The organism is Streptosporangium sp. NPDC002524, assembly GCF_040295985.1.
Lineage (GTDB): Bacteria > Actinomycetota > Actinomycetes > Streptosporangiales > Streptosporangiaceae > Streptosporangium.
In genome coordinates, this window is record NZ_JBEOWK010000007.1 from 359,980 (window position 1) to 383,287 (window position 23,308).

Genomic DNA, 23,308 nt, shown 5'->3' on the forward strand with positions numbered 1-23,308 from the left:
TGATCCGCAGATTCAGGGGAGGAACGCCATGGCACAGGTGAGAGTGGAGCGGACCGACGACGGGTTCGTGGCGCGCAACGACCGCGGGGCCGAGGTCGCGATGGGCGGCGGCGACGAGCAGGGGGTCTTCACCCCCGTCGAGCTGCTGCTCGCGGCGCTCGGCGGCTGCAACATCGTCACCGTGGAGCCCCTGACGGCCCAGCGCGGCCACCGGATGACCCGCCTGGCGATGACCGTCCAGGCGGAGAAGGTCGACTCGGCCAGGCTGGGGACGATCACCATCACCTACGACGTGGAGCTGCCCGAGGGCGACGAGAAGGCCGCCGAGGTCCTGCGCGCCGTGGCCCAGCGCGTCGAGGAGAAGTACTGCACGGTGAGCCGGGCCCTGCGGGACAACATGGAGATCAACCTCGAACTCCCCTGACCACCCCACCGGAGAGCCCGCGCGTTCTCCGTACTCCTCGGCACCTCCCGCCCGGAAACCCGATGATCACCGCGACCCCGGCCCGGACGGCCGGAGGACCCGGGGGTTTGAAGGCCTGGGGCGCCTGGCCGGAAACCATTGGAACCGCCTCCTCGACGCCGGGTCCTCGCGTGTCCGCAGGGGCTGACGGCGCTTCGGTGATACCGGGTCAAGGTTGGGTGTAGGCGCAAAATCAACCTTTGGATGACGCGCCCGTTACATTTGGCTAGGTAGTGTTGTTGCAGGTCGAGGGGTCTGCGAAGCCCGGGGGGAGCGTTGCAGAGACTTTTCACCGGATAAGGACGCGAGGGGGATCGCGTTCCTGAGCGGAGCCGCCGGAGTCTTGGGGGAGACGATGGCAAAGCCCGCGAAGAGGTCGGGGCCGGACAGTTGGGGGACTGTCCGGCCCCGCACCTGTTTCAGGAAGCGGAACAGCCTGGTTCTTCTCCGGGAAACGGACAAGACTCCCCAGAGGCGTGGGGGTGCCGGAACGGGATCAACCAGGGTGCGAGCGCGCTGAGGCTGCTGCTAGAGTTACCCCCGTTGCAAGCGCCGCTAGCTCAGTTGGTTAGAGCAGCTGACTCTTAATCAGCGGGTCCGGGGTTCGAGTCCCTGGCGGCGCACCACCGGCTGAGGCCGATGACCTGGGCACCTTCCGCACCGCGGAGGTGCCCTTCGTCATTTCCGGCCCCGCTCGGGACTCCCCGGCCACGACCGTCCTTCCCGTGACCGCCGCTCTCTCCCCGGCGGGTGCTCGGGAGCGCGCGTGTGGCGAAGGACCTGGGCGCGTACGGCGTCGTCGAGGCCGTTGAGCAGCCGGTCGGCGCGGCCGTCGGAGGACGCCTCGAGCAGCTGGGCGACGAGGACCGGGGGCACGTGGTCGAGCACACTGCATGCCCTTTTTGTCGGCATCGTCTCGATCAGGCGGATGGCGAGCGGGGCCGCGGCGAGGACGCGGACGATGCCGGCCGCGGTCCGGGCGGCGGTGCACGCGAGGATCTTCGCGACCTCACCGGGCGGGATGGCGCCCAGCAGCGCGCCGCCCTGTCCCGGATCGATGTGGTTCAGCGCCTGGCCCGCGCGAGTCGCCCCCATCGCCCGCAGGACCGCGGCGGTCTCCCCCCGCCTGGCGGCCATCGCGTTCAGCGCGGCGCCGACGGTCCTCGCCGGGATCGCGTCGAGGAACGAGGCGGCCCTCTCCGCGGACACCTCCAGCAGGATCGCCCCCACGGCCTCCGGCTCCATCCGGACCAGCACCCGCTGGACGACCTCCGCGGGAAGGCGGGCGAGCAGCCGCGCGGCGGGAGGGGCCGCCATGGCACTGACGACCCGGCCGGCCTCCGCCGGATCCAGCCCGCCGAGGTCCACGGGTCTCTCCCGCGCGCGCCCGGCCGCCCCGGACGGAAACGGCGAGGACACGGGTCCGGGCTCGGCCGAGGGCGCGGGCCCGGACCGGCGCGGTGAGGCGGAGCGGTCGGGGGGGGGCGGGGAGGACGCCGGCCTGGGGCGGCGCGGTGAGGCCGACTGGTCGGGAGCGGGTGAGGAGGGTGCGGGCCCGGACCGGCGCGGTGAGGCGGAGTGATCGGAAGGAGGCAGGAAGGACGCCGGCCTGGGGCGACGTGGTGAGGCCGACTGGTCGGGGGGTGGCGGGGAGGACGCTGGTCTGGGGCGGCGCGGTGACGCCGATTGGTCGGGAGCGGGCGGGGAGGGTGCGGGTCTGGGGCGGCGTGGTGACGCCGACTGGTCGGGAGTGGGCGATGAAGGCGCGGGCCTGGGCCGGTGCGGCGAGGGGGAGGGCGGGGGGTCGGTGACGATCGACCTCAGGATCCCCTCCAGTCCCCGCGCGTCCAGCCGCCGGCCGGGATCCTTGCGGAGCAGCCTCACGATCGCGCCGGACAGCGCCCCCTCGCGGGTGGGGCGGGGGGGATCGTCGAAGGTGATGGCCTTCATGGTGGCGGGCACGTTGCCACGGAAGAACGGGGAGTGTCCCTCCAGGGCGTGGAAGAGGGTCACCCCCAGCGACCACAGGTCGGCGGGCGGCCCCGGGGGAAGCCCGTTGATCCGTTCCGGCGCCATGTACTCCAGCGTGCCCGCGAAGGCGTTCTGCGAGGTGAGGCGGCTCTCCCCGACGATGTGGGCGATACCGAAGTCGACGAGGAAGACCTCACCCCCCTCGGCGACCAGGATGTTGGCGGGTTTCACGTCACGGTGCAGCACGTCGGCCCGGTGCGCGGCGGTCAGCGCGGCCAGCACCCGCCGGCCGATCTCGGCGATCCGGCGCTCGCCGAGGGGGCCGTGCTCGATCAGGTCCTGGAGCGAGCGGCCCTTGACGTAGGCCATCACGATCCAGGAGAGACCGTCCTCCACGAACATGTCGTAGATCTCCACGATGCCGGAGTGCCTGATCCGCGCCGCCGCCCGCGCCTCGCGCCGCACGCGCTGGTGACGCACCGACAGGTGCTCCCCGTTCGGCGCCAGGACGAGCTCCTTGAGCGCGACGCGGCGCCCAAGCACCTCGTCCTCGGCCAGCCAGACATGGCCCATCCCACCGCTGCCGATCATGGACAGGAGCCGGTAGCGGCCGTTGACCAGGCGGCCGTTCATCGCGTACCTCCAGCGTGGAGCCCCCCGGCCTCGGCCGTGGGGAGGACGTCAACTCGGGGACCTCGCGGGGTCAGTCGTCGTCATCGGGGAACAGCTCGAATCTGCTGGGACGCTCCCCCGCCGGGTGAGTGGTGTCGGAGTCGCGCAACACCCGGGTGCTCGGCATAGCGCGCAGCATGTCGTCCTCGGCGGAGTAATCGCCGGGGTACTCGGTGAGGTATTGGTCGTCGTTCTTGGTCCGCGGGTCGGCCATGTCCACGGTCCTCTGCACGGTCGAGGTCTGTGCGGTCGGGGGCGGTGCCACCCGGGTGCCGCGCGGGGAACCGGGTTCTTGCCATATGTCCCATATCGATGGTGAATGGTCGTTCGGGTCCTGATGCGACGCGGAACCCGGCGAATGGATGGCGGAACCGAACTGGGAACTGTAACTGTCTCGCGCGTCGCGGAACTCCTGCCGCGCCGCGAGCGCGAGGATCTTCTCGTAGTTACCCGGCTTCTGCATCAGCTTGACCGTGACCGGCAGGCATTCGATCAGCAGGAACACCAGGAACAGCAGCAGGTGGGTGGACCTGAGGGTGAGATCCTCTCCGGACACCTCGTTGAGGGCCTGCAGCCGGATCAACAACCCGTCGGTGGCCTTGTTCTCCGCGTCGAACGCCGTCTGCAGATCGCTCTGACGCCTCACCGCCGCGTCGAGCAGTTCCTGGGTCTTGGGCAGCGCCTGGGTCGCCTGGTCGAGACGCTCCTTCTTGCTGTTCTCGTCCGTGGCGGTGAGCTCCCGCTTCCGGTCCTCGATCTGCCGATTGAGCAGGTCGACTCTGCTCTTGGCCCTCTCGTAGTTGTTCTTGCTGGCCTGGGCCAAGGGACCGTTGCCCTTACGCGGGCACGCCTTCCCGCCGTAGAGCTGGCACTGCCACTCGTCGTAGAGCTTCTTGACCTGCGTCTGCTGGGCGTCGCGCTCCGCGGTCAACGACTTGATTTTCGGGTCCTTGGCGGGATCCAGGGGAACGTCACCCTCCGAGGTGATCACGTTCTGGAGGGCGGCCGTCTCCCTGCGGAGGCGATTGAGCTCCTGGGCGACGCTGCCCGAGTTCTGTCGCGTGGCGAACTCGTTGGCCCGCTGCTGCTTGATCTGGACGATCTGCGCGTCGATCTCGGACCGGAAGATCTGCAACACCAGCGGGGTGGAGATGACGAGGCCGAGCAGCACGGCCATGAGGATCCGGGGCAGGGCCACCCGCCAGCGCCGCGGCCCGTCGGCGTGCATCGTGCTGACCAGCCACCGGTCGAGGCTCATGATGGCCAGGCCCCAGACAAGGGCCGCCGGGATGGCGATGAGGAGGGGGACGTCGAGCGCGGAGTGCAGGGCGAACGTCATCGACACGATGGCCAGCACGCCGGTGGTGAGCACCGTTCCGCCGATGCCCTCGAATTTCCCCTGCTCAGTCGGGCAGAGCTTCAAGATCTCTTGCCGTGCGCCGGACAGGGTAATTAGGAACGCCCTCATCTAATCCCCTTCCGAATGGCGTCCAGGCTCGCGGTCATGAACTTTAGATCACGGGCTGGGACGTCGCCAGCACCTGGACACTATTATAATTCCGTGAGGTGTGATTTCTTATGCTGCGGGGAAATCAAGTTCGTGGGTTCCCCGGAGTGATCATTGACGGGGAGGGGGCGAGACGCTGACAGGGGACGGCAAGACAATTACACCGCGAGGTGTCCGGGAATTCATCAATGCGTTCCCGAGGCGGGCGAAGTCGCCGTGCCGACAGCAGTCCACGCCTTTCTTCAGACGCATTACGGAGGCTGTCAGGTGACCGAGTCGGGCGAGGATCTGCTCCGCAAGGCCCTCGCCGGGGCGGTCGCGGGACTCGACGAGTCAAGGCGGCTGGCAGTGGTGGAAGTCGCCGCCGACGGCATCATCACCTTCGAGCTGCGCCGCGACGACCTGGGCAGGCCGCGCTGCCGGTTCGGCCCGGTGGTCGCATGGACCTCCCTGGCGGACGAGCACGCGTGGGACCACTCCGGGCGAGACCTTGACCCGACCGGGCAGGATCCCACCGAGGAGGCCGTCATCCGTGCCGCGGGCGTCCACTCCCACGCCGCGCTGATCCTCGTGTGCTCCTTCCCCGGCAGCCCGCTGGCCGGCCAGGCATTGGCCTGGCTTCACGCGGCACGCCCGGAGGCGGCGGCTTTCGTCCAGGCGGACGTACGGGTCGACGCGCTGCTGCGCGAGGTCGTTCTGAACGACCCGCTCGACCGTCCGTACGAACTGGTGGTGCTGAAACGAAGCGCGATGACGGGCCGCTTGGAACTCGCGGCCCATCAGCTGTTCGGTATCGGGACGCGGCCCGGTGCGACCGCCGAGGTGACCGCGCGCTGCGAGTCGGGTGACGACAGGGGCACCACCTTCGCCGTGGTGGCCTGGGGCAGGAAACCGCTGCTGCTGTCGCTCCAGTCGGCGAGGCTCGTCCCCGGACGCTACGACTTCACGGTCGAGCTGGAGCGGCCGGGGCGGGTCCGCCTCACCGGCCTGCCGGGTCTGGTGGAGGACGATCGCACCTGGGCCGACCTGGTCGCCACGGTGCCGCGCCAACTCGGCAACCGGGATGTCTCACAGCATCTCGTCTGCGCGGTCGAGATCAGCGGGGCACAGGAGAACGTCACGCAGCGGCTCGACCGTCTCCGCCAGATGATCGCGACGATGTCCGCAGGCCTTGCCGATCTCCTCGAGGTGTCATTGATCACCTATGGCGCGCACTCCTACGAGCGAGGCGTCCAAGAGGAGCCGGTGGAGGTCGTGGACTGGCTGGTCTCCCCCGGGCAGGCCCTGACCTCGCTGAACCGCCTCGAAGAACGCGGACCGGGCGCCGAGGGCCATCCGCACGGTGCGCAGCTGGAGGACATGCTGGCCGTGGTGGTCGGGCGGGTCGCCGGCAGGGAGGCCGGGCGGACGGTGCTGCTCACGGTCGGCGACCGCCCTCCGCATCCGCCCAGGGTGAACGGGACGCTCCTGCCCTGCCCGCACCGGCACGACTGGGACCTGCTGCTCCGTCGGCTCGAACAGCACCCGGGCATGGCGTTCGGGGCGATCTGTGACCGGGACGCCCAGGAGGCGGGCCCTGTCTGGTCCCGTCTGGGCGCGACCGCGCTGACCCGGCTGGACGCCCTGGACATCCGCGAGTTCGGCGCCGAGCTCGGCCTGACGGCGCCCCAAGACCAATCGGTTCCCTTCCCTCTGATCGAGGTGCCATGACGAACATGCGGAACGGACGGCGTACGGCTCTCGACGCCGGATCCGGGCGTTCACAGCCCAACATCGCGATGTGGGGCGCTCCGGGCAGCGGTAAGACCACGCTTCTGGCCGCGCTCAACATCGCCCTGCTCCGCCAGCCGGGCAGCTGGAGCATCGTGGGCGCCGACCCCGCGTCCACCGGTTTCCTGACCGACAAGACCACGGCGCTGTCGCGGGACAAGGTGTTCCCTCCGGCGACGCAGGTCCTGGACAACTACAACTGGTTCCTGGTCGGTCAGTCCGAGCAGCGACGTGCGCGCTGGTTCCGCAGGTCGAGGACGGCTCGTGCCCACAAGATCGGTATCAACCTGCTCGACCCTCCCGGTGGCGTCTTCGGCAACAGGCAGGGGGTCACATCCCAGCAGGAGCTGCTCCGCAACCTGGTGCAGAGCAGGGGCATCGTCTTCCTCTTCGATCCCATCAGGGAGAACGAGGACGGCGACGCGTTCGAGTATCTGCACGGGGCGCTGGCCCAGCTCGCGGAGCAGGTGATCGCCGGGGCCGACACGACCGACGGCAGACTGCCGCACCATCTCGCGGTCTGCATCACCAAATTCGACGATTACAAGGTGCTGGAGACGGCGAAGAGGCTGAGGCTGCTGACCGCCGACCCCGAAGATCCCTTCGGTTTTCCCCGTGTGAGCAACGAGGACGGGAAAGAGCTCTTCCAGGAGCTGTGCCGGGTATCGGCCAGCGGTAACGCGGACATGGCTTTGAATGCTATTGACCGATTTTTCCATAAAGACCGAATTAGGTACTTTGTAACCTCGTCGATCGGCTTCTACGTCAACCCCAGGACCAAGGTTTTCGATATCGACGACTACGAGAATCTTGTTCCGGCGGTGTTCCGGACAGCGAGCGGTCAACCGACCTCCGGGGCCAAATTCGCCAATGGTGTTCGGATACGCGGTGAGGTACGCCCCATCAATGTGATGGAGCCGATGCTCTGGCTCGGGCAGCAGATTTCGACGCCGTAGCCGATCAGGAGGACTGGCCGATGAGCATGGTGGAACTGCCGCTCGAGTGGGCGGTGGGGGGAAAGCCTCCCGGCAGCGGCGACGACTACGAGATCCTCGCCTGCAGTCAGAAGCAGCTCAGCCGCGATGACTTCGAGGAGATCAGGACGGTCTACGCGACAGGCACGCCCGAGAACCTGCCCCAGGTCACGATCGCGTGGGTGGGGGCCGACGAGAACACGCGGCTGGTCCTGGCCATCCAGGACTGGTCGGACGAGAAGGACAGGCGACACCGTAGCATCGCTCGCACCCGCTACTTCTGCGTGCCGTACGCGCGCCTCGCCCGGCCTCCGTCTCCGGTGTCCTACGAAGAGCTCCACCGTGCTCTCGCGGTCTTTCCGCTGCCCACGGAAAGGCAGGTCGTCGTCTCCGTTCCCACACTCGACTCCGGCGTCGTGGCGGCGAGGATCGGCGCGATGGTCACGACCACGGCGGCGCTCCTGATGACCGGCCGGCACGTCTGCGTCGTAGGCGGAGAGGCCGTGTCGGTGACCAATCGCCTGCGGTTCCTCGACACCGTGGCCGCGCTGCTCCCGTACGGCATGCGCGCGAGACTGACGGCGTCCACCTGGGCGAGCAGCACCGCCGAGCACAAGATCAGGCTTTCGTTCACCCAGCACGTCCCGCACGGGACGTATCCGGTCACCTGGGGACAACTGGCGGAGATCCCTGGCCACGAGCAGGACGCGCACGACTACCTCGACCTGCTGCTGCGCCATTCCCTGGACGCCAGGCTGATCGGCTGGCTCGCCACGAGAACCGAACCGCTCACGTTCGGAAAGAACGGCAGGGCCCGGGCACTGGACATGCTCCGGAGGTTCGACCCCTCGCCCCCGCCGGCCCTCGTGCCCCCGCAGGCGATCACTTCCGGGCAGGCGTCCACGGTCGTGTCCCTGCCCGTGGACGCCGACCAGGACCCGGTGGAAAGGCTGCTGGTCGAGTGTGCCGAGACCCTCGCACACGGGGGTGAGGCTGAGCTCAAGGACGTCCTGATCAAGTTGGACGGTGTCGTCGCGGGCAGGGGGATGACGATCTCGGAGGACGAGCGGGTCCGCTACCAGAAGATCATCAGGAATCGGCAGTTGCTGTCAGGATGGAGCGATCTGTCCGAGGAACTGGAAGCCCAGCTGTTCGAGGTGATCCTGATGGCCGGATACGGTCTGACGGTCACGCCCGAACAGATGGGCGGGATCAGCCGGGACGTGCTCCATCCGACCAGGGCGTTGATGACGGCGATAGTCCGCAGGCCCGTTCCCGACCCGGTCGTCTCCATGATCTTGGCGCATCAGCTGGGCCAGGGGGAGCTGGAGGAGGCGCTCAGGCCACAGCGGACCCGGGACCTGGTCGAGGTGGCCGCGCGGCAGCCCTACGACATGCGGGTGGTGACGATCGCCTGCGACGAGCTCGTCAGGCGGGGCGGCGCCGATGCCGAGGACCCGGAGGTCGCCAAGGCCCTGTGCGACCACGGCTATCTCACCGACGCGGTCGGCGCGCTCTACCCGGCCACGGGCCGCTCCCAGTTCGACCTGTTCCGCGATCTGCTGAAGGCCTCCTACGGGCAGGAACTGCACATCAAGGCGTTCGAGGAGATCCTCCGCTCACCGGGCGCGCGGTCACCGATGCTGGTCGCCGCCGCGGTGGCTCTCTACGGCACGGGGGCGGGCGGGGCGCTGAAGACCACCGTCATCCGTTTCCTGGGTGAGTCGGGACTCGACCCCGAGATCTTCGAGCATGTCAGGCTTCTGATCGAATCCGAGCCCGGCGTGAGCCATCTGACCACCGGCAAGCCCCAGGGCAAGAGGCGGCGTGTGTTTGGAGGCGGTCCAAGAAGGCCACCACGTTCCGGTGACAGGCCCGGTCATGTCGTCCCGATCGCGACCCTGTACTCCTTGATAGGTGTGCTCATCGCGGTCGTGGTCCTGCTCCTCGTCCGTCCCTGAGCAGGAGAGCGGTCATGCGAATAACAGCCGAGTGGGCACTGTGGGGCATGCGCCCGGGAAGCAAGGGCTCGAACGGCGTCCTGTCCTGCAGCCGAGGGCGGATCGGACGCGCCGACTTCGGCGAGCTCGTCGACCGCTACGCCAGGGCGAATCCCGGTGAGCAGCTTCCCCAGGTGACCATCGCCAGGGCGGGCGCAGACCAGAACGCGCACATCGTCCTGGCCGTCCAGGAGTGGTCCGGCGAGTTCGACGGGATGGGCCGGGGAATCGCGGTCACCCGCTGTTTCTGCGTCCCCTACGTTCAGGCCGCCTCCGGTGCCCTCTCGTACGAGCAGCTCTACACGGCGCTCGTCCACCACGCGCTGCCGCTGGACGGAGACCCGCTCGTCGTCAGCACGCCGTCGCCGGAGATCGTACGGGCCGTGAACCCGACCGCCATGGGCACGGCGGCACTCCTGCTCACCGGGCGACGCGTCTGCGTCGTCCAGGCCGACGGGGTGCCGCTGCTCGACCGGCTCCGGTTCCTGGACACGGTGGCCGCACTGCTCCCGTACGGCTTCAGGGCCAAGCTGGTCGCCTCGACGTGGGCCCCCGCCGCGGCCGAGCATCGGAGCAGGCTGTTCTTCGCCGGGCACCCGTCGGCGGAGGCCCACAACGTCAGCTGGGGGCAGGAGGTGAGCGTTCCGGAGGGCCACGAGGTCGCCCACCGCTACCACGACATGCTGAAGAGCAAGGTGGGAAAGGGGCTCACGGAACTCCTCGCGCGGCTCGCCCTCGACACCAGGCAGCGGCGATTTTCCGCGGAGGACCTGTCGGCCGTCCTTCCCGCCGCCGAATCCGGCGCGCCGCCCTCCCCCCTGTCGATCGACGACGTGCTGATGGCCTGCGCGGACAGCATCGAGCACGGGAAGGCCGATCTGGTCCCCGGTCACCTGGCACGGCTCGACGCCCTGCGGGAGTCGGCGCCTCCGAACGGCGGCCTGACCCGCAGGCGCAACATCATCAGCGACCGCCGCCTGCTGATGCCGAGTCCCGCCCTGGTCCCAGCGGTTCAGGACCGTCTCTACGACCTGGTGCTGAGCCTGGGCTACGGGCCGCAACTCACCGCCGACGGGCTCGGACGGATCCTCGGCGACGTGGATCCGATCCCGTCACGGCTGCTGAGCGCGCTGTGCCGGATGCCCACGACCGACCCCGCCGTCACGTTGAGGCTCGCCCACCGCCTCAACGAGAGCCAGTCGGTCCTGGCTCTCGCGTCCTTGTCCGTCAAGGAACTGGTCGACACCGGGGAACGGGAGCGGAAAGACGCGTCCATCGTGCGGCTCGTGTGTTCGGAGCTCGCGGCACGCTGGGACGAGCCCGCCCAGCGTGCCGCCATCGGCGCGGTGCTGCGCGGCCGTACGCGGTTCATGGCCGCGGTCGAGCGGCTCGACGGGGAGGAGCCGGACAGCCAGGTCGGGGTGTATCTAGTGCTGCTGATCGCCGACTACGGTCCGTCACTCGGCCCCGACCTGCTGCGGGAGGCGTTCTTCTCCCACGCCGATGTGCTGTCGGTGCCGTTGCTCACCGCGCTGGCACTGCTGTGCGACCCACCCGCCTACCGGTTGCTGACGGACTTCTCCTTCCGCGAGTTCCTCAACCAGGGGGGCATCACTTCAAAGACCTTCGAGAAGTTCCAGATCGAGCACGACACCCCGGAGCCCGTCACGCCGTGGACGCGCGTATCCCCGCAGGGGAAGCGCGACACCGACGTCCCGTTCCTGCGCCGCCTGGGGTTCACGTACCGCAAACGAGCCTAGGACGGACCGGCGGGGCTCACGGCCGCGCCAGCCAGAGGAACGGTTCCAGCACGTTGACGGGGCTGATCCGCCCGCGAACACGTACCGCTCCCGCCCTCTCCTGCACGACGTTGGAATAGTCGCTCTCGTGGAACACTCCGGCCGGCCCCACATGGAAGCCGATCGCCGAGGTGACGAAATACTTGATCCGGTCGGGATGGAAGTAGTGCCCGACCATGTCCCTCATCAGGTCACCGCCGGTGCTCCCGCTCCGCGCGCAGAGTTCGTGGAAGAATCCGGCGGCCTGGTCGTCGGGAACGCGGGGCAGCATCTCCGGATCGTCGAACGTGACGTGGCCGCCCCGGCGCGCCGGGGCGAAGACGGCGGGATCGTCGAACTTGGTCACACAGATCGCGAGGCGTTGCGGAAGGCGACCGTCGGCGTCGACGTACCGGCCGAGCTGGAGCAGCGTTCTCCGGAGGGCGTCGGAGGCGTCGCCTTGCCGCAGTTCGCGGACGGGATCGAAAAAATAGATCAGGCCGTCGCACGCGGCGAGCCGTCGCCGCGCCTCGTCGTGGGGCCCGCCGAAGGTGTCGGCGGTGCTGAGATGGAGACTGACGTCGGTCTCACGACGGATGCCCCAGAACCCCCGGCTCAGGTTCCTGCCCAGCAACACCAGTTCCGGATCCTCCGCGGAGGCGGTCGCCGTGGGGAATCGACGTTTTCGCACGAGTTCCTGGGTGAGCGTGACGAGACGATCGGTCGACGATTCGTCGGCACCCAGCAGCATCCAGTCGGAGTCGTGACGCAGGGTCGCCACACTGAGTGCGGTGAGGAAGCTCGTCCTGCCGCTGGCCGTGGTACCCAGCAGCCCGATGTCGTACACGCGCTGGGCACGTCCCGGTGCGTGACCGGGCCAGGTCCCGAGTCCGAGCGTGGGCACCCGGGCGGGGGGAGTGCGGTGAATGGCCATCGCGTCCACGAGGGCGACGGGGTCGGCCCACCGCAGCTCCACGGAGTAGTCGCTGCCCAGTCGCCGCAGGTGGGGGAACGTCCGGCCCGAGGCGTCGTCGATGACGGTCATGAGCCGCACTCCCCGCTCGGCGAGCCGATCGGTCGACTTGCGGTGGTCGTAGCGGTGCGGGCACGGGAGCACCGCGTCGCGGGTGGTTCTGACCGGGTGGGGTGGCTGTTTCGCTAGCACCAGCAGGACGACGGGACGGTCCGGTTCGTCGGTGGGGAGAAGGCGGTCGATGTGGTGCAGGGCGTCTTCCAGGGGTGCTGCCCCCGGAAAACTCGTCCGGGTCGATTCCAGGCCCGCCAGTGACGCCAGGGCCTTTTCCGCAGGCTCCAGCCAGGAGCCGGTGACCACCCGCCGTTGCCCGTCGCCACCCCGGCTGAAGTCGTGGTAGGTGTAGCCGATGACCGCCACCCTGACACGGCCGGGATAGCGGTCGGCCAGCTGCTCGATCGTGGCTGCCGCCAGCCGCCGGCGGCGCAGAACGGCTTCGTCCCTCCCGGACATCTCGATGGCGAGGATCACATCCGTCGGCTCCCGCCGTACGGAGGCGCGGTCGTCCGGAAGCCCGGCGGGGAGTGGTGGAGGGATGGTCTCGCCGTCAGCCGGTAGGACGTCCTCGTTGTGATCGAACGGAGGACCGGGACGCGCGGGGGGGACCGGTCGGCCCCTCGGCCCCAGGTCCTCGGTCGTTCTCTCTCGCGTCTCGGGCCGCTGTCCGGGAATCAGCGAGTCCGCCTCCCGAATCGTGGCCGCCAGGCCGCCCCTCTCACCGACCTCCACGACCACTCCGATGACGGCCTCGTGGCCCGGCGACCACACCGCGGCACCGCGGAGAGCCGGATCCAGCGGCCGGCCGGAGTCGGTGGTCAATGTGACGCCTCGGTGACCGGGAGCGGGGTTCATGATCCCACTGACGGTCACGCTCGAACCCTCACCGCCGGGGAGTCCGGACACCGACCAGCGCCGCCCCACCAGGTCGTCCTCTCCGCGCGGTTGCACGGGTGCCGCGGTCACCTCGGGCGAGGGGGGTTCCGAGAGCACCAGGACCGCCAGATCCCCCGGAAGCGCGCCCGGGGGCGCCATCGAGGCGCCGTACCGGCGCGTCGGCTCGTCCGCGTGGGGGAAGGTCACCCACAACCCTTCCGCGAACCGCGGACCGGCCGGGACGACGCGGGTACAGGTCAGCACCCGGTTCTCGCCGAGGAGCACACCGGCGCCCACCGGAGCCGGGTCGTCCCCGAGGTGAATCGCGGCGACCCAGGTCTCTCCGCCTCGCCGGCTTTCCCGGCCGGTGTCCCCGGGGGCGGAACGGAGATCGACGCGCGGGCCTTCCTCCACCGGTCCGGGCGCGGTGATGCGCACGGGCAGTTTGTCGGTCCGGACGGTCGCGCCTCTCTGGGTACTGAGGACGAGCCGGAACGCGTCCTGGCCCGGGTCTCCCTGGGCGGTCACGATGAACCGGGCGGGCCCGTACGTGCCGCCGAACCGGTGCAGGATCACCGAGATGTCGTCCACCGACTCGACGACGATCCGCTCCCCGCCGTCGAGCATGCAGTCGAAGGCGAACTCCTCCTCCCGGTACGGCCACTCGTCGCCGATCCGCGCGAGCCTCAGGTCCACCGTGACCAGGTACTCCTGACCCACCATCATGATCCGGGGCCAGCTGACCAGCGGCTCCAGCCGGATGGTGGGCGGGCTCATCGGGTCTCCTCGCGCGGCACCGGCCTCAGGGTGGTCTCCGGGTTTCCGAAGTAGGCGTACATGAAGGCGTAGAAGAACGGGCGCAGTCGCCTGGCGGCTTCCTGGTCGCTCCTGCGAGGGGTGCGCGGGGCCTGGGCCCAGACTTTCCTGCGATAGTCGCGCAGGGCCACGGCCACGGGTGTGTCGGGGTTCTCGGCGAGTGTGTCGAGGAGGTTCTTCGCCAGTTCGTATCCGTCCTGCAGGCCGACCTTTCCCATGGTCCCGATGAATCCGGAGGCTCCGGCTTCGAGGAAGACCCTGGCGAAACTGCGCAGGGTGGTGCGGTCCAGGTTGGGATCGACTCCTTCCCTGGCCGAGTGGCAGGCGTTGAGGAAGACGAGTCCGCCGGTCCCCCTCATGCGGAGCAGGTTGCGTGAGCGGATCTCCCCCAGGGTGACCCCCTGCTCCGAGTCGCGCTGACCTTCGACGAGTTCGATGTCGGCCGCGGAGAACCGGGCGTCGGGCTTCCCGTATCTCCCGTGACAGGCCACGTAGACCAGCGAGAGCGGGTCGCCCTTCTCGTCCAGGAGATCCAGCAGGTCGTCGAGGGTGACGTCCCGGACGGTGACCCGGAACCGGTCCAGCAGGGCCCGGTCGGCCACCATGTCGGGAGCGACATGGGCGAGGATCTCGCCGGTGCATTGGATCCCCGTCGCGGAGGACGGTGTCCCCACCGAGCGGGCTATCGGGAGCAGCGCCCCCAGCCATCCGTCGGCCAGGTCCGTGTCGGGCAGATCCGTCTTGAACTGCCACAGGAAGTCCCACGGAAGGTCGTAGCCCGTGAAATCCTCGATGATCAGATGGACGTCGTCGCCGTGCGCCCGGCGGATCTCGGAAAGAAAGACCTTGAGGTCCTGGCTGGCGTCCCTGGACCAGTTCTTGAGGCGGATGAACATCTCGGTGGGAGACTCGCCGCCCCTCTTTATGAGCGCTCCCAGTGTCAGCCTGGAGGGTTTCACCTGGTTCGGCTGCTTCCGGTAGGCGAACGTGATGCCGCAGCAGCAAGCCCCCGTGAGCGCGTAGCTCTGCCTGCCGGTGTCACCCTCCCGCCACACTTTCAGGCGGGCGGTCCGGGGCGGCAGGCCGGCGGTCGGGTCGGCGACGGTCACGGGGAGGAGGCGTTCCCCGCCGGGGTCGGCGGCGGGAAGAACCCGCGGCGCCGCCGTCCCGGGATCCCCGTCCGTGGGAACCGGCGCCCGCGCGTGCCCGGCGGCGCGCAGGTGGTAGGAACGGCTGCCGCCGCCCAGTGCTCTGCGCAGCCCGTTCGGCACGCCGGTCACCGCGGATCGCCGCCCTGCTGGAGCCGGGCGCCGCAGGCCTCGGCCAGCGCATGGGTGAGGTACGCGCCCGGCCGGGGGCCCGGGTCCAGGACGACGGTGTGGATCCGTTTCATCGTGCTCAGCTCCCGGGCCACCGTCAGCGCGTCCTCCACTCCCTCGCGGCCGACGTGGTCCGGCAGCTCGCCCGCCGCGCTCGCCCGCAACGGGATGTTGCCGCGCCCGTCGGTGAGGATGACGAGTAACACGTCGTCGGCCGGCACCCTCCCGAGGTGCAGCCGGTGGCGCAGCGTCTCGACGGCCAGGTCGAGCCCGTGCGCGAGCGGGGTGCAGCGGCCCGCGGGTCGTTCCAGGGCCCGCGCGACCCGGGGATCGAGCAGGCTGGACGCGCTGAACCGCTGGGCGCGCAGTTCGCTGGGGGCACCGGCGGCACCGACCTCGATCACACAGATGCCGGCCCTGCCGGTGTAGGCCCACTGCAGGTAGGGGGCGAGGGCGCCGAGCCAGTCCCAGCCGGCCCGGCACGTGTGATCGAGGACGAGGACCAGAAGCCTCGCCGGCTCGGCACTCCTGCGGTGGATCTTCAGGTCCGGCGCGATCAGGTGCAGGGGGTGCGGCGGGAGCGAGTAGTGGTCCTCGCACCGCCGGGCCTGCAGGGGAGCGGCCCCGACGATGGTGGCGACGACCGCCAGATCGCCGAAGGCGCCCGGCCGGGACCCGATGGGCCTGCCGTGGCTCGGCCGCGACGAGGAGTGCCGCGCGGCCCGGGAACGCAGCGACTCCGGGTCCCGTTCGGGTTCGCTGTCGTCCTCGGGGTAGGGGCCGAGAGGATCGGCCGGGGTGGCGGTCCCCGGAGCGAGCGGCTCCGCGGGAGCCGGTACCGCGACGTTGAGCTCGTCGGCCCGCGGGGGAGAGGCCTTCTCGCCGCCCTGCCTCCAGGACCTGTCGCCTCCTCCACGGTCGCGTCTTCCAAGGGTGGCGCCGTCGCCGAGAGCGTTGACGGGACCACGGCCACGTGGAAAGGGGAGGCGAAGAAGCGCCGCCGCCTCACCGATGTCGGTGTCCGTGGTCTCCGTACGGCCGTCGAGGGTCGCCAGCGCCCGGCCGATCCTGGCGAGGGCGAGGTCTCTGCGCGCACCGGACGCCCCCTTCGGGACGTGGTCGAGAATCCCCAGGACCACCTCGTCGGGTACGGTCGCCAGCCGGCCCCGGGCCAGTGCGCGCCGCCACTTGTCCGGGGGCGGTCCCAGGTCCGCGCGGAGCCCGGAGGCATCGACGCGCAGGGGGAAGCGGTCGAGCAGGTGCGGCGGGATCCTGCCGGCATCGGCCCGTGCGCAGACGGCCACCCACCGAGTGCGCGGCACCCAGGTCACGCTGAGTCCGTCGCGCTCCAGGTGCGCCACGTCGGCGTCCAAAAGGGTGATCGCGGCCCGTCGGCCGGTGAGCGAGAGCTTCGCGAGGTCGGGGACCATGACGGTGAGGGCGAGGGCGTCCGACCTGTCGACCAGTGGTCCGGGACGGACGCCGAACGTGGGCCGTGAGGTGAGCCCGATCCACATGGTGTCCGAGCCGGTCGACGCTCCCAGCGTGAACAGGCCGGGATTTCCCAGGAGCGAGCCGAGCCAGTGCCCCACGTCGGGCAGCAGGGTGGGCTCCAGGTCGAACAGGAGCACTCCGCGAAGCCGTGGGTCGAGCGCGGCACACGCCAGGGCGTGCCGCACTCGCGACGCGGGCGACATGGCCATCGTCATCCCGTGATGATCTTTTTCAGCAGGTCCCGGTCCTCGTCGGTCCACTTGATCGACTCGCCGTAAACCGCCTCGGGAAGACGATGTGCCAGAGCGAACTCGGCCACCGCGTGGATGTCGTCGGGGGTGACGACCCTGTGTCCTTCCAGCGCCGCCCGCGCCTTGGCGCCCAGGGCCATCACCTTTTCGCCGCGGTGCCCGGCTACCTTGAATCTCGCCGAGATCTGGGCACAGAGTTCGAGGATCTCGTCCGGTATCTCCACCTCGTTCACTCTCGCCCTGGCCCGTTCGAGGCGCTCGCGTATCTCCCCGTCGCGCTCGGCCCCCTCCGCCAGCCATGAGGAGCCTGGCCTGGTGACCTCCTCCTCGAACCGCAGAACCGTGCGGAGGATCTTGTGCCGCTGCTCGACCGCCGTCTCCGCGCTGACCGGCACCAGCAGGCCGAACCGGTCGAGAAGCTGCGGGCGCAGCCATCCCTCCTCCGGATTCATGGTGCCGACCAGGGTGAACTTGACCGGGATCGTCGGCCGGTCGACTCCTTCTCGGTGGACCACGAGCACGTTGGTCGAGGTGACGTCCAGGATGATGTTGACCAGGTGGTCGTCGAGGAGGTTGACCTCGTCGATGTAGAGGAGGCCCCGCTCACCGGCGACCTCCAGCAGGCCGGCCTGCTGCCTGGTCTTGCCCGCCATCAACGCGTCGATGCTCCAGCCGCCGAGCACGCGGTCCTCGGTGGCGTTGATGGGCAGCGTGACCGGAAGCTCGCCGTAGGCCATGAGGCTGAAGGACCGCACCGTGGTCGACTTGGCGGTGCCGCGCTCGCCGCTGACCAGCACGCCGCCGATGCCCGGCGCGACGAAGGCCAGCTCCAGGCACCGCCGCAGATCCGTCTGTCCGACGACGTGGCTGTAGGGCAGAATCCGCACCTCGGTCATGGGGCCGACTTCCTCCAGCGCAACGTCACCAGAAGCTGTGCCCCCGAGCTCAACTCCACGATCTTCGCGCCGACCTTGCCATCGACCTTCACGGCGAGCTGCATCTCGAACTCGTCGGGACGCGCCCTCTCCGCCATGGCGGCGATCTGGTCCCGCGCCTCGTAGGCGCAGTTCGTCACCATCTGGATCGCCTCGCTGAACAGATGGCGGCTGATCACCAGCGGCTTTTCCAGTGGCCCTCGGGTGTCGTCGTCATAGATCGAGGAGTGGTCATCCACCTCCAATTCGTCGAGCTCGATTTGGATAGCCCCGTGACCGGACGCACTTGGGACCGCCACCACAACCATGAAACCTCACCGGAGATCGATGTTGCTCTCTGTTTCGCATAGCAGGTCCCTGATTCTGCCGCAGATACCGGTGCGCGTCACCATATCCGGTGGTGTGCTTTCTTTGGAATACGACTCGGTCGATTCCCGCACCGCCGGGCCTTCGGATGAAACAACTCGCATTCGCCGGGGGCAGGGCGGGTTTTCTGTGTTGTCGCAGTTCGTGTGAGGTGTTCTTCCATCTCGGGAGCCTGTCGCGGGCTCTTTCGCCGGGGTGGGTTCTGAGGGCTGTCCGTGCCGATTCGCGGGTGCGGGTGGGCTCCGCGCCAATGGGGGTCACGAAGAGCTGTATGGGTATTTAGGGGAAATATTACGAAATGTCACCTCAATTCTGGTCCGGTGTCCGAGGGGGATCCGGAACGGCCGGTCCTCGGCCGTCCGTCATTCGGCCGGGTGTCTCCGCCGGTCCGTAAGGGGAAAGCCGGTACGGTCTCGTCGGGGTGTGACCGGAAACCCCGATCTGTTCCGCCGATGTGTGACCGGAAAGCCCGTACCCGTTCCGTCGGCGGGTGGCGGGAAATCCCGGCACGGCCGGAGTGGCCTTTCTTTGGAGTCCTGTCCTTTCGCAGCGGATTGTGTCGCTGATCGCTGATCGCCGGACGTGAGGCGAGGGAGGATGCTCGCGGGGACGTGCGGACGGCGTGGAAAGGCCCGTCCTGGTCGAGCTTTTGTCCGCGGTCCGGTTCCGTTCGAGCCGGTTCCGAGTGGACCGATGAGCCCGCCGTGGACCGATGAGCCCGCGAGACGGCGGGGAGCCCGGTCACGGGCGTGACCGGGCTCCCGTTCAAGGTGGCGAATGTTTCAGGTGGCGAATGTTCTGGATCGGTGGATGTTCTGGCTCGGTGGATGTCCCGGGTCAGCGAGTGTTCCGGTCGGTGAATGTTCCGGCTCGGCGAGTGTTCCGGGTCGGTGGATGTTCTGGCTCGGTGAGCGTTCCGGGTCAGCGGAAGGCGAGGGGCCGGTACGCGGTGAAATCGGTTCCCGGTGACAGGCCGTGCTTGACGACGCGGTGGTCGGTGCCGTAGCCGGAGCGTTGCTGGTAGGCCCAGTAGGAGGTGCGCCCGGCGTCGGCCCAGCGGTCGAAGATGACGACCTGTCGTGCGGTGTTGCCGCCGACGGGGTCGATGACGAGGTCTCCCTGGAGGAGTTCGGTCATCTTGATGGGGCGGGTGTGGGTGCCGGTGGCGAGAGCGGTGGTGATGGGTCCGGGCTTGGCCAGTCCGAGGGTCATGGAGACGTAGCCGGAGCCGTCGGCCCGGTAGCCGCCGTTCGTCTTGGTCTGGCTGTAGGGGATCCGCTGCGCGGTGGCGGGCTTCCAGGTCTTCGCGCGGGCGATCACCTGTTCCCGGGTCACGCCGCCGGTGGGCCACAGCGCCGAGACGACCATCTGTCCGTCCGCCGCCTGCGGCTGGTACCGCTCCGGGTACTTCGACACCTGTACGCGCTGGCAGACGTCGCCCACCACCGCCGTCCGCCAGGACCCGTCGGGATACTTGCGGAGCATCTTGTCCAGGAACGCGCCGGTCGCCCAGGTCACGTCCAGCCGCTGGGCTGCGCTGCCCCAGGTGGCCCGTTGCTGGAACACGCCCAGGCTGTCGTGGTCCACCTCCCGGTTGATGTTCCGCACACCCGTCTCGACGATGGCCGTGGTGATCGCGACCACCGCCGCCTCCCGGGGGAGCCCGCGGGCGCGGACCGCCGCGATCACCGTCCGGGCGCAGGAGACGCGGTAGCCGTCCAGGTAACCGCGCATCTTCATCGTGAGCCGGCCGTTGAGCGTGGCGGCCAGTGCCGTGTCGCCCGCCGTCACACCCCCGCTGCCGCAGGGAGCGGTCGGCAGGGGGGCGGCCACGGCCACGGCCGCAACCGTGGTCGCGGTCGCGGGGATGGCGGGGAGGCTCACTCCCATGGTGACCGCGAGGAGCAGCGCTCCCGCGACCCGGGCCGATCCGCCCGAACCCGTCGATCCGTCCCGGCCCGCCGGCTTCCCGGCACCCGCCGGTTCCGTGAGACCTGTCGCTTTCCCGGGACCCGTCGTTTTTTCGGGACCTGTCGCTTTCCCGGGACCTGTCGATCCGCCCGGACGGGCCGGACCGGCCGGGCCACTCGGCCCGTACGGTCCGGCACAGGGCCGTGAGCGGTGCACTAGCGGATCCTCACCGGACGGTAGGCCCGGAACTGGGTGCCGGAGGTGAGGCCGTGCTTGACGACGCGGTGGTCGGTGCCGTAGCCGGAGCGCTGCTGGTAGGCCCAGTAGGAGGTGCGCCCGGCGTCGGCCCAGCGGTCGAAGATGACGACCTGTCGTGCGGTGTTGCCGCCGACGGGGTCGATGACGAGGTCTCCCTGGAGGAGTTCGGTCATCTTGATGGGGCGGGTGTGGGTGCCGGTGGCGAGAGCGGTGGTGATGGGTCCGGGCTTGGCCAGTCCGAGGGTCATGGAGACGTAGCCGGAGCCGTCGGCCCGGTAGCCGCCGTTCGTCTTGGTCTGGCTGTAGGGGACGCGCTGCGCGGTGGCGGGCTTCCAGGTCTTCGCGCGGGCGATCACCTGGGCGCGGGTGACCGTGGTGGGCGCCGGGGGCGCGTCCTCGCGGATGTTCAGCGCCCGGTACGCCTTGTACTCGCTCTTCGCCGCGAGCCCGTAGTTGCGCGTCCGGTAGTCCGTCCCGTAGCCGCCGCGCTGCTCGTAGGCCCAGTACGAGGTGCGCGCGGAGTTGGCCCAGCGGTCGAAGATGACGACGTGCCGGGTGGTGTTGCTGCCGATGGCGTCGATGACCAGATCGCCCCTGAGCAGCTGGGACATCTTGATGGGACGGCTGTAGGCGCTCTTGGCCAGCCCGACGGTGATCTGTCCGGGCTTGCCGAGGCCGAGTGCCATGGAGGCGTAGCCGGAGCAGTCGGTCCGGTAGCCGCCGTGCGTCTTGGTCTGGCTGTAGGGGATCCGCTGCGCGGTGCCGGGTTTCCAGGTCTTGGCCCGGGCGATCATCTGCGAGCGGGTGACCGGTGCCGCGGCGGCCAGCGTCTGCGCCTGCTCCTCGTCCGGCTCCGGGGACGTCTCGGTCTCGTCCTCCTGCGCGGGCGGCGGCGTCACGGAAGTGGGCGTGGGAGTGGGGGTGGGGGTGGGTGCCGGCGGCGTGGTCGCCTTCGCCAGCGGGTCGGTGTGAGTGCTCGCCGCCTGCGCGGACGCCGTCGGCGCCAGGCCGCCTCCGCAGGCGAGCACCGTGATGAGTGCCAGGTTTCCCGCCGTGATCCAGGAGTTTCGGTTCGAGGGCATGTGCTCTCCTTGTTCCTGCCGTTGATCGTTCGGTTGGCGGGACACACGCTGGCAGGAAATTCCTGAAACACATCGTGAAATTGGGGAAGTTGGGACAATAGTTCCCAATGTGACGATATGACCTGCGATGACTCAGGCCTCTGGGACAAGGTTGGGACGAATCACCGTGGTGAATGGGATCGGGAACACGAGCCGGAGCCGACGACAGCGCCCGCTGCCCGACGATCTGCCCGAGCCGACCCGCGTTCTCCTGCGGGAGCTGAGGGCTCTCAAGGAACGGGCGGGGCTCGATCTGCGGGCGCTGGAACAGGCCACCCACGCGAGCCGGTCGTCCTGGGGGCGATGGCTCGCCGGGGACACGTGGATTCCCCTCGGCGCCGTGGAAGGGCTCGCCCGGCTGTGCCGGGAGGACGAGAACCGGTTCCGTGAGCTGTGGGAGGCGGCCGAGCAGGCGCGGCGGATGGCGGGCTTCCCGGAGGCGGGCGAGCGGATCCGGGAGGCGCCCGCCGAGGTCTCCGACGGAGATGGAGGGGACGAAGGGGACGGAGGGGACCGAGGCAGGGCGACAGCGGGAGCTTTCGAAGGGGAGACGACCGCGGAGCTCTCGGGAGGACTCTCCGGAGGAGCGAAGGACCTCTCAAGGGGAGAGGGGAACGGGGGCGGGGAGAAGCCCGAGGACAAGAGGGAACCCGGGGACGAGGAGGAGACCGGGGGCAAGATGGACCCCGGAGGGGAATGGAAGACCGGGGGTGACGGGAAGAACGAAGGCGACGGTGAGCCCGGTGCGCGCGTAAGGCGCTGGTTGACGAGCCGCCCGCGGCGGCGGTTCCTGATCGGGACCGCGCTGGGCCTGTCCGTCGGCGTGGCCGCCGGTGTCGTGCTCGGCGGATCTGCTCTCCGAAGCCGGGCGGGCGACGGCACCGGACCGGCGCCCTCGGTCCCCGGCGCTGTCGCGGGCGGTGCCACCGGAGCGGCGAAACCGGCCGTCGACCGGGCCGGGATGATCGGCCGTGCCAGGAGCTGGCACCCGGCCACCGCGCGGCGCGTGCCCTACAGCCAGTTCAAGACGTACGGCGGCTACCGGACCGACGGCTCCGGTTACGTCTCCATGACCCTCGGGCTGCCGAAGCCGGGTCCCAACACGATCAGTCTCGCCTCGTCGAACTTCAGCAGGCGCATCAAGATGACCGAGCTGATCCAGGGGGATCTCGTCATCGACCCGGTGGGCGGCAACACCGCCCGCGCGGTGGTCATCTTCGACCGGTGGGCCGACGCCGGGCGCACCTCCTACTGGGCCTACCAGCAGCGCTCCGGTTACGGTACCGACCATCGCGTCGTCGAACACGGCCTGAAACCGGGCGACCAGTTCCGGGCCCACCGCCCCGTCAACCTCAGGAACGGCGTCCTCACATCGGACGCCCCCGCCCCGGGCTCCCCTGCCTTGGACACCTCCACCCTGGAGGCTTCCGCCCCGGACCCCTCGGCCCTGGACGCTTCCGCATCGGACGCCCCCGGCTCGGATACTTCCACTCCGGACGCCCCTGTCCTGGACGCCCCCGCATCGAACTGACCGGTCGGCGCGTCGTCCCCGGCTCGGAGCACACCGCCCGGCCGGGGCTCTTCCCCATCGCGGTCCGAGATCGCGGTCCGAGATCGCGGTCCGAGATCGCGGTTCGCGGGCGCGCTCCGAGGCGGTCCGGGGTCGTGGTCCGAGGTCGCACCCCGGGGTCGTGGTCCGAGGTCGCACCCCGGGGTCGTGGTCCGGGGCCGCACCCCGGGGTCGTGGTCCGGGGCCGCACTCCGGAGGCGCGGCCCGGGAACGCGCCCCAGGAACG

Annotated in this window: 15 protein-coding genes and 1 tRNA gene; 7 read left to right on the forward strand and 9 right to left on the reverse strand. The window is 69.6% G+C overall.

Translation table 11 applies throughout. The features are described 5' to 3' along the window. The first annotated feature begins 28 nt into the window (after positions 1-28). Both ABT053_RS15140 and ABT053_RS15145 read left to right on the forward strand, forming a co-directional pair. A complete protein-coding gene (locus tag ABT053_RS15140; RefSeq protein WP_350969589.1) occupies positions 29-424 on the forward strand; it encodes an OsmC family protein in 396 nt (131 codons plus the stop codon). A gap of 588 nt (positions 425-1,012) precedes the next feature. Next, a tRNA-Lys gene (locus ABT053_RS15145) sits at positions 1,013-1,089 on the forward strand. A 52-nt stretch (positions 1,090-1,141) separates the two neighbouring features. Here ABT053_RS15145 and ABT053_RS15150 read toward each other — a convergent pair. After that, entirely contained in the window at positions 1,142-3,067 is a 1,926-nt protein-coding gene (locus tag ABT053_RS15150; protein WP_350969590.1) for a protein kinase domain-containing protein, read from the reverse strand. A 70-nt stretch (positions 3,068-3,137) separates the two neighbouring features. Then, positions 3,138-4,574 carry a DUF4407 domain-containing protein gene (locus ABT053_RS15155; RefSeq protein WP_350969591.1) on the reverse strand — a complete coding sequence of 479 codons (1,437 nt, stop codon included), beginning with the start codon at positions 4,572-4,574 and terminating at the stop codon, positions 3,138-3,140. Positions 4,575-4,880: 306 nt separating this feature from the next. Between ABT053_RS15155 and ABT053_RS15160 the strand changes: the two genes are divergently transcribed. Genes ABT053_RS15160 through ABT053_RS15175 form a run of 4 tightly spaced genes read left to right on the forward strand, consistent with a single transcriptional unit; the run spans position 4,881 to position 11,117 of the window. Further along, positions 4,881-6,323: a hypothetical protein gene (locus ABT053_RS15160; RefSeq protein WP_350969592.1), complete on the forward strand. Its 1,443-nt coding sequence runs from the start codon at positions 4,881-4,883 to the stop codon at positions 6,321-6,323. Beyond that, entirely contained in the window at positions 6,320-7,339 is a 1,020-nt protein-coding gene (locus ABT053_RS15165) for a hypothetical protein (RefSeq protein ID WP_350969593.1), read from the forward strand. The genes ABT053_RS15160 and ABT053_RS15165 overlap by 4 nt, the downstream gene beginning before the upstream one ends. A gap of 20 nt (positions 7,340-7,359) precedes the next feature. Further along, positions 7,360-9,318 carry a hypothetical protein gene (locus tag ABT053_RS15170; RefSeq protein WP_350969594.1) on the forward strand — a complete coding sequence of 653 codons (1,959 nt, stop codon included), beginning with the start codon at positions 7,360-7,362 and terminating at the stop codon, positions 9,316-9,318. 14 nt (positions 9,319-9,332) lie between these two features. Further along, positions 9,333-11,117: a hypothetical protein gene (locus ABT053_RS15175; RefSeq protein ID WP_350969595.1), complete on the forward strand. Its 1,785-nt coding sequence runs from the start codon at positions 9,333-9,335 to the stop codon at positions 11,115-11,117. Between the two features lie 16 nt (positions 11,118-11,133). On the opposite strand, the gene ABT053_RS15180 is transcribed toward ABT053_RS15175, so the two are convergent. From ABT053_RS15180 to ABT053_RS15210, 7 genes are all read right to left on the reverse strand, one after another. Next, complete coding sequence (locus ABT053_RS15180) at positions 11,134-13,818, reverse strand: hypothetical protein (RefSeq protein ID WP_350969596.1); 2,685 nt, start codon at positions 13,816-13,818, stop codon at positions 11,134-11,136. Next, positions 13,815-15,137 (reverse strand): CHAT domain-containing protein, encoded by a 1,323-nt coding sequence (locus tag ABT053_RS15185; protein WP_350969597.1) that lies wholly within the window; start codon positions 15,135-15,137, stop codon positions 13,815-13,817. The genes ABT053_RS15180 and ABT053_RS15185 overlap by 4 nt, the downstream gene beginning before the upstream one ends. Next, positions 15,134-16,885, reverse strand: coding sequence for a hypothetical protein (locus ABT053_RS15190; RefSeq protein ID WP_350969598.1), 1,752 nt, complete (start codon positions 16,883-16,885; stop codon positions 15,134-15,136). Before ABT053_RS15190 ends, ABT053_RS15185 begins: the two co-directional genes overlap by 4 nt. Next, positions 16,882-17,817: an AAA family ATPase gene (locus ABT053_RS15195; protein ID WP_350969599.1), complete on the reverse strand. Its 936-nt coding sequence runs from the start codon at positions 17,815-17,817 to the stop codon at positions 16,882-16,884. The genes ABT053_RS15190 and ABT053_RS15195 overlap by 4 nt, the downstream gene beginning before the upstream one ends. Continuing rightward, the gene (locus tag ABT053_RS15200) at positions 17,814-18,164 is read right to left on the reverse strand and encodes a CU044_2847 family protein (RefSeq protein ID WP_350969600.1); all 351 of its coding nucleotides are present in this window, start codon (positions 18,162-18,164) and stop codon (positions 17,814-17,816) included. The genes ABT053_RS15195 and ABT053_RS15200 overlap by 4 nt, the downstream gene beginning before the upstream one ends. A 979-nt stretch (positions 18,165-19,143) precedes the next feature. Then, positions 19,144-20,112: a hypothetical protein gene (locus ABT053_RS15205; RefSeq protein WP_350969601.1), complete on the reverse strand. Its 969-nt coding sequence runs from the start codon at positions 20,110-20,112 to the stop codon at positions 19,144-19,146. Positions 20,113-20,348: 236 nt separating this feature from the next. Beyond that, positions 20,349-21,473, reverse strand: a complete 1,125-nt coding sequence (locus ABT053_RS15210) for an NlpC/P60 family protein (protein ID WP_350969602.1) — start codon at positions 21,471-21,473, stop codon at positions 20,349-20,351. Between the two features lie 166 nt (positions 21,474-21,639). Here ABT053_RS15210 and ABT053_RS15215 point away from each other — a divergent pair, with 166 nt between their 5' ends. Next, on the forward strand, positions 21,640-23,043 hold the full coding sequence (locus ABT053_RS15215; RefSeq protein ID WP_350969603.1) for a helix-turn-helix domain-containing protein: 1,404 nt from the start codon (positions 21,640-21,642) through the stop codon (positions 23,041-23,043). Positions 23,044-23,308 lie beyond the last annotated feature (265 nt).

Excerpts from the sequence above, each read along its gene's own strand:
- ABT053_RS15180 (WP_350969596.1), bottom strand. The coding sequence starts at position 13,818 with ATGAGCCCGCCCACCATCCGGCTGGAGCCGCTGGTCAGCTGGCCCCGG.
- ABT053_RS15210 (WP_350969602.1), bottom strand. The coding sequence starts at position 21,473 with ATGCCCTCGAACCGAAACTCCTGGATCACGGCGGGAAACCTGGCACTC.
- ABT053_RS15200 (WP_350969600.1), bottom strand. The coding sequence starts at position 18,164 with ATGGTTGTGGTGGCGGTCCCAAGTGCGTCCGGTCACGGGGCTATCCAA.
- ABT053_RS15140 (WP_350969589.1), top strand. The coding sequence starts at position 29 with ATGGCACAGGTGAGAGTGGAGCGGACCGACGACGGGTTCGTGGCGCGC.
- ABT053_RS15195 (WP_350969599.1), bottom strand. The coding sequence starts at position 17,817 with ATGACCGAGGTGCGGATTCTGCCCTACAGCCACGTCGTCGGACAGACG.
- ABT053_RS15205 (WP_350969601.1), bottom strand. The coding sequence starts at position 20,112 with ATGGGAGTGAGCCTCCCCGCCATCCCCGCGACCGCGACCACGGTTGCG.
- ABT053_RS15150 (WP_350969590.1), bottom strand. The coding sequence starts at position 3,067 with ATGAACGGCCGCCTGGTCAACGGCCGCTACCGGCTCCTGTCCATGATC.
- ABT053_RS15165 (WP_350969593.1), top strand. The coding sequence starts at position 6,320 with ATGACGAACATGCGGAACGGACGGCGTACGGCTCTCGACGCCGGATCC.
- ABT053_RS15190 (WP_350969598.1), bottom strand. The coding sequence starts at position 16,885 with ATGACGATGGCCATGTCGCCCGCGTCGCGAGTGCGGCACGCCCTGGCG.
- ABT053_RS15175 (WP_350969595.1), top strand. The coding sequence starts at position 9,333 with ATGCGAATAACAGCCGAGTGGGCACTGTGGGGCATGCGCCCGGGAAGC.
- ABT053_RS15155 (WP_350969591.1), bottom strand. The coding sequence starts at position 4,574 with ATGAGGGCGTTCCTAATTACCCTGTCCGGCGCACGGCAAGAGATCTTG.
- ABT053_RS15170 (WP_350969594.1), top strand. The coding sequence starts at position 7,360 with ATGAGCATGGTGGAACTGCCGCTCGAGTGGGCGGTGGGGGGAAAGCCT.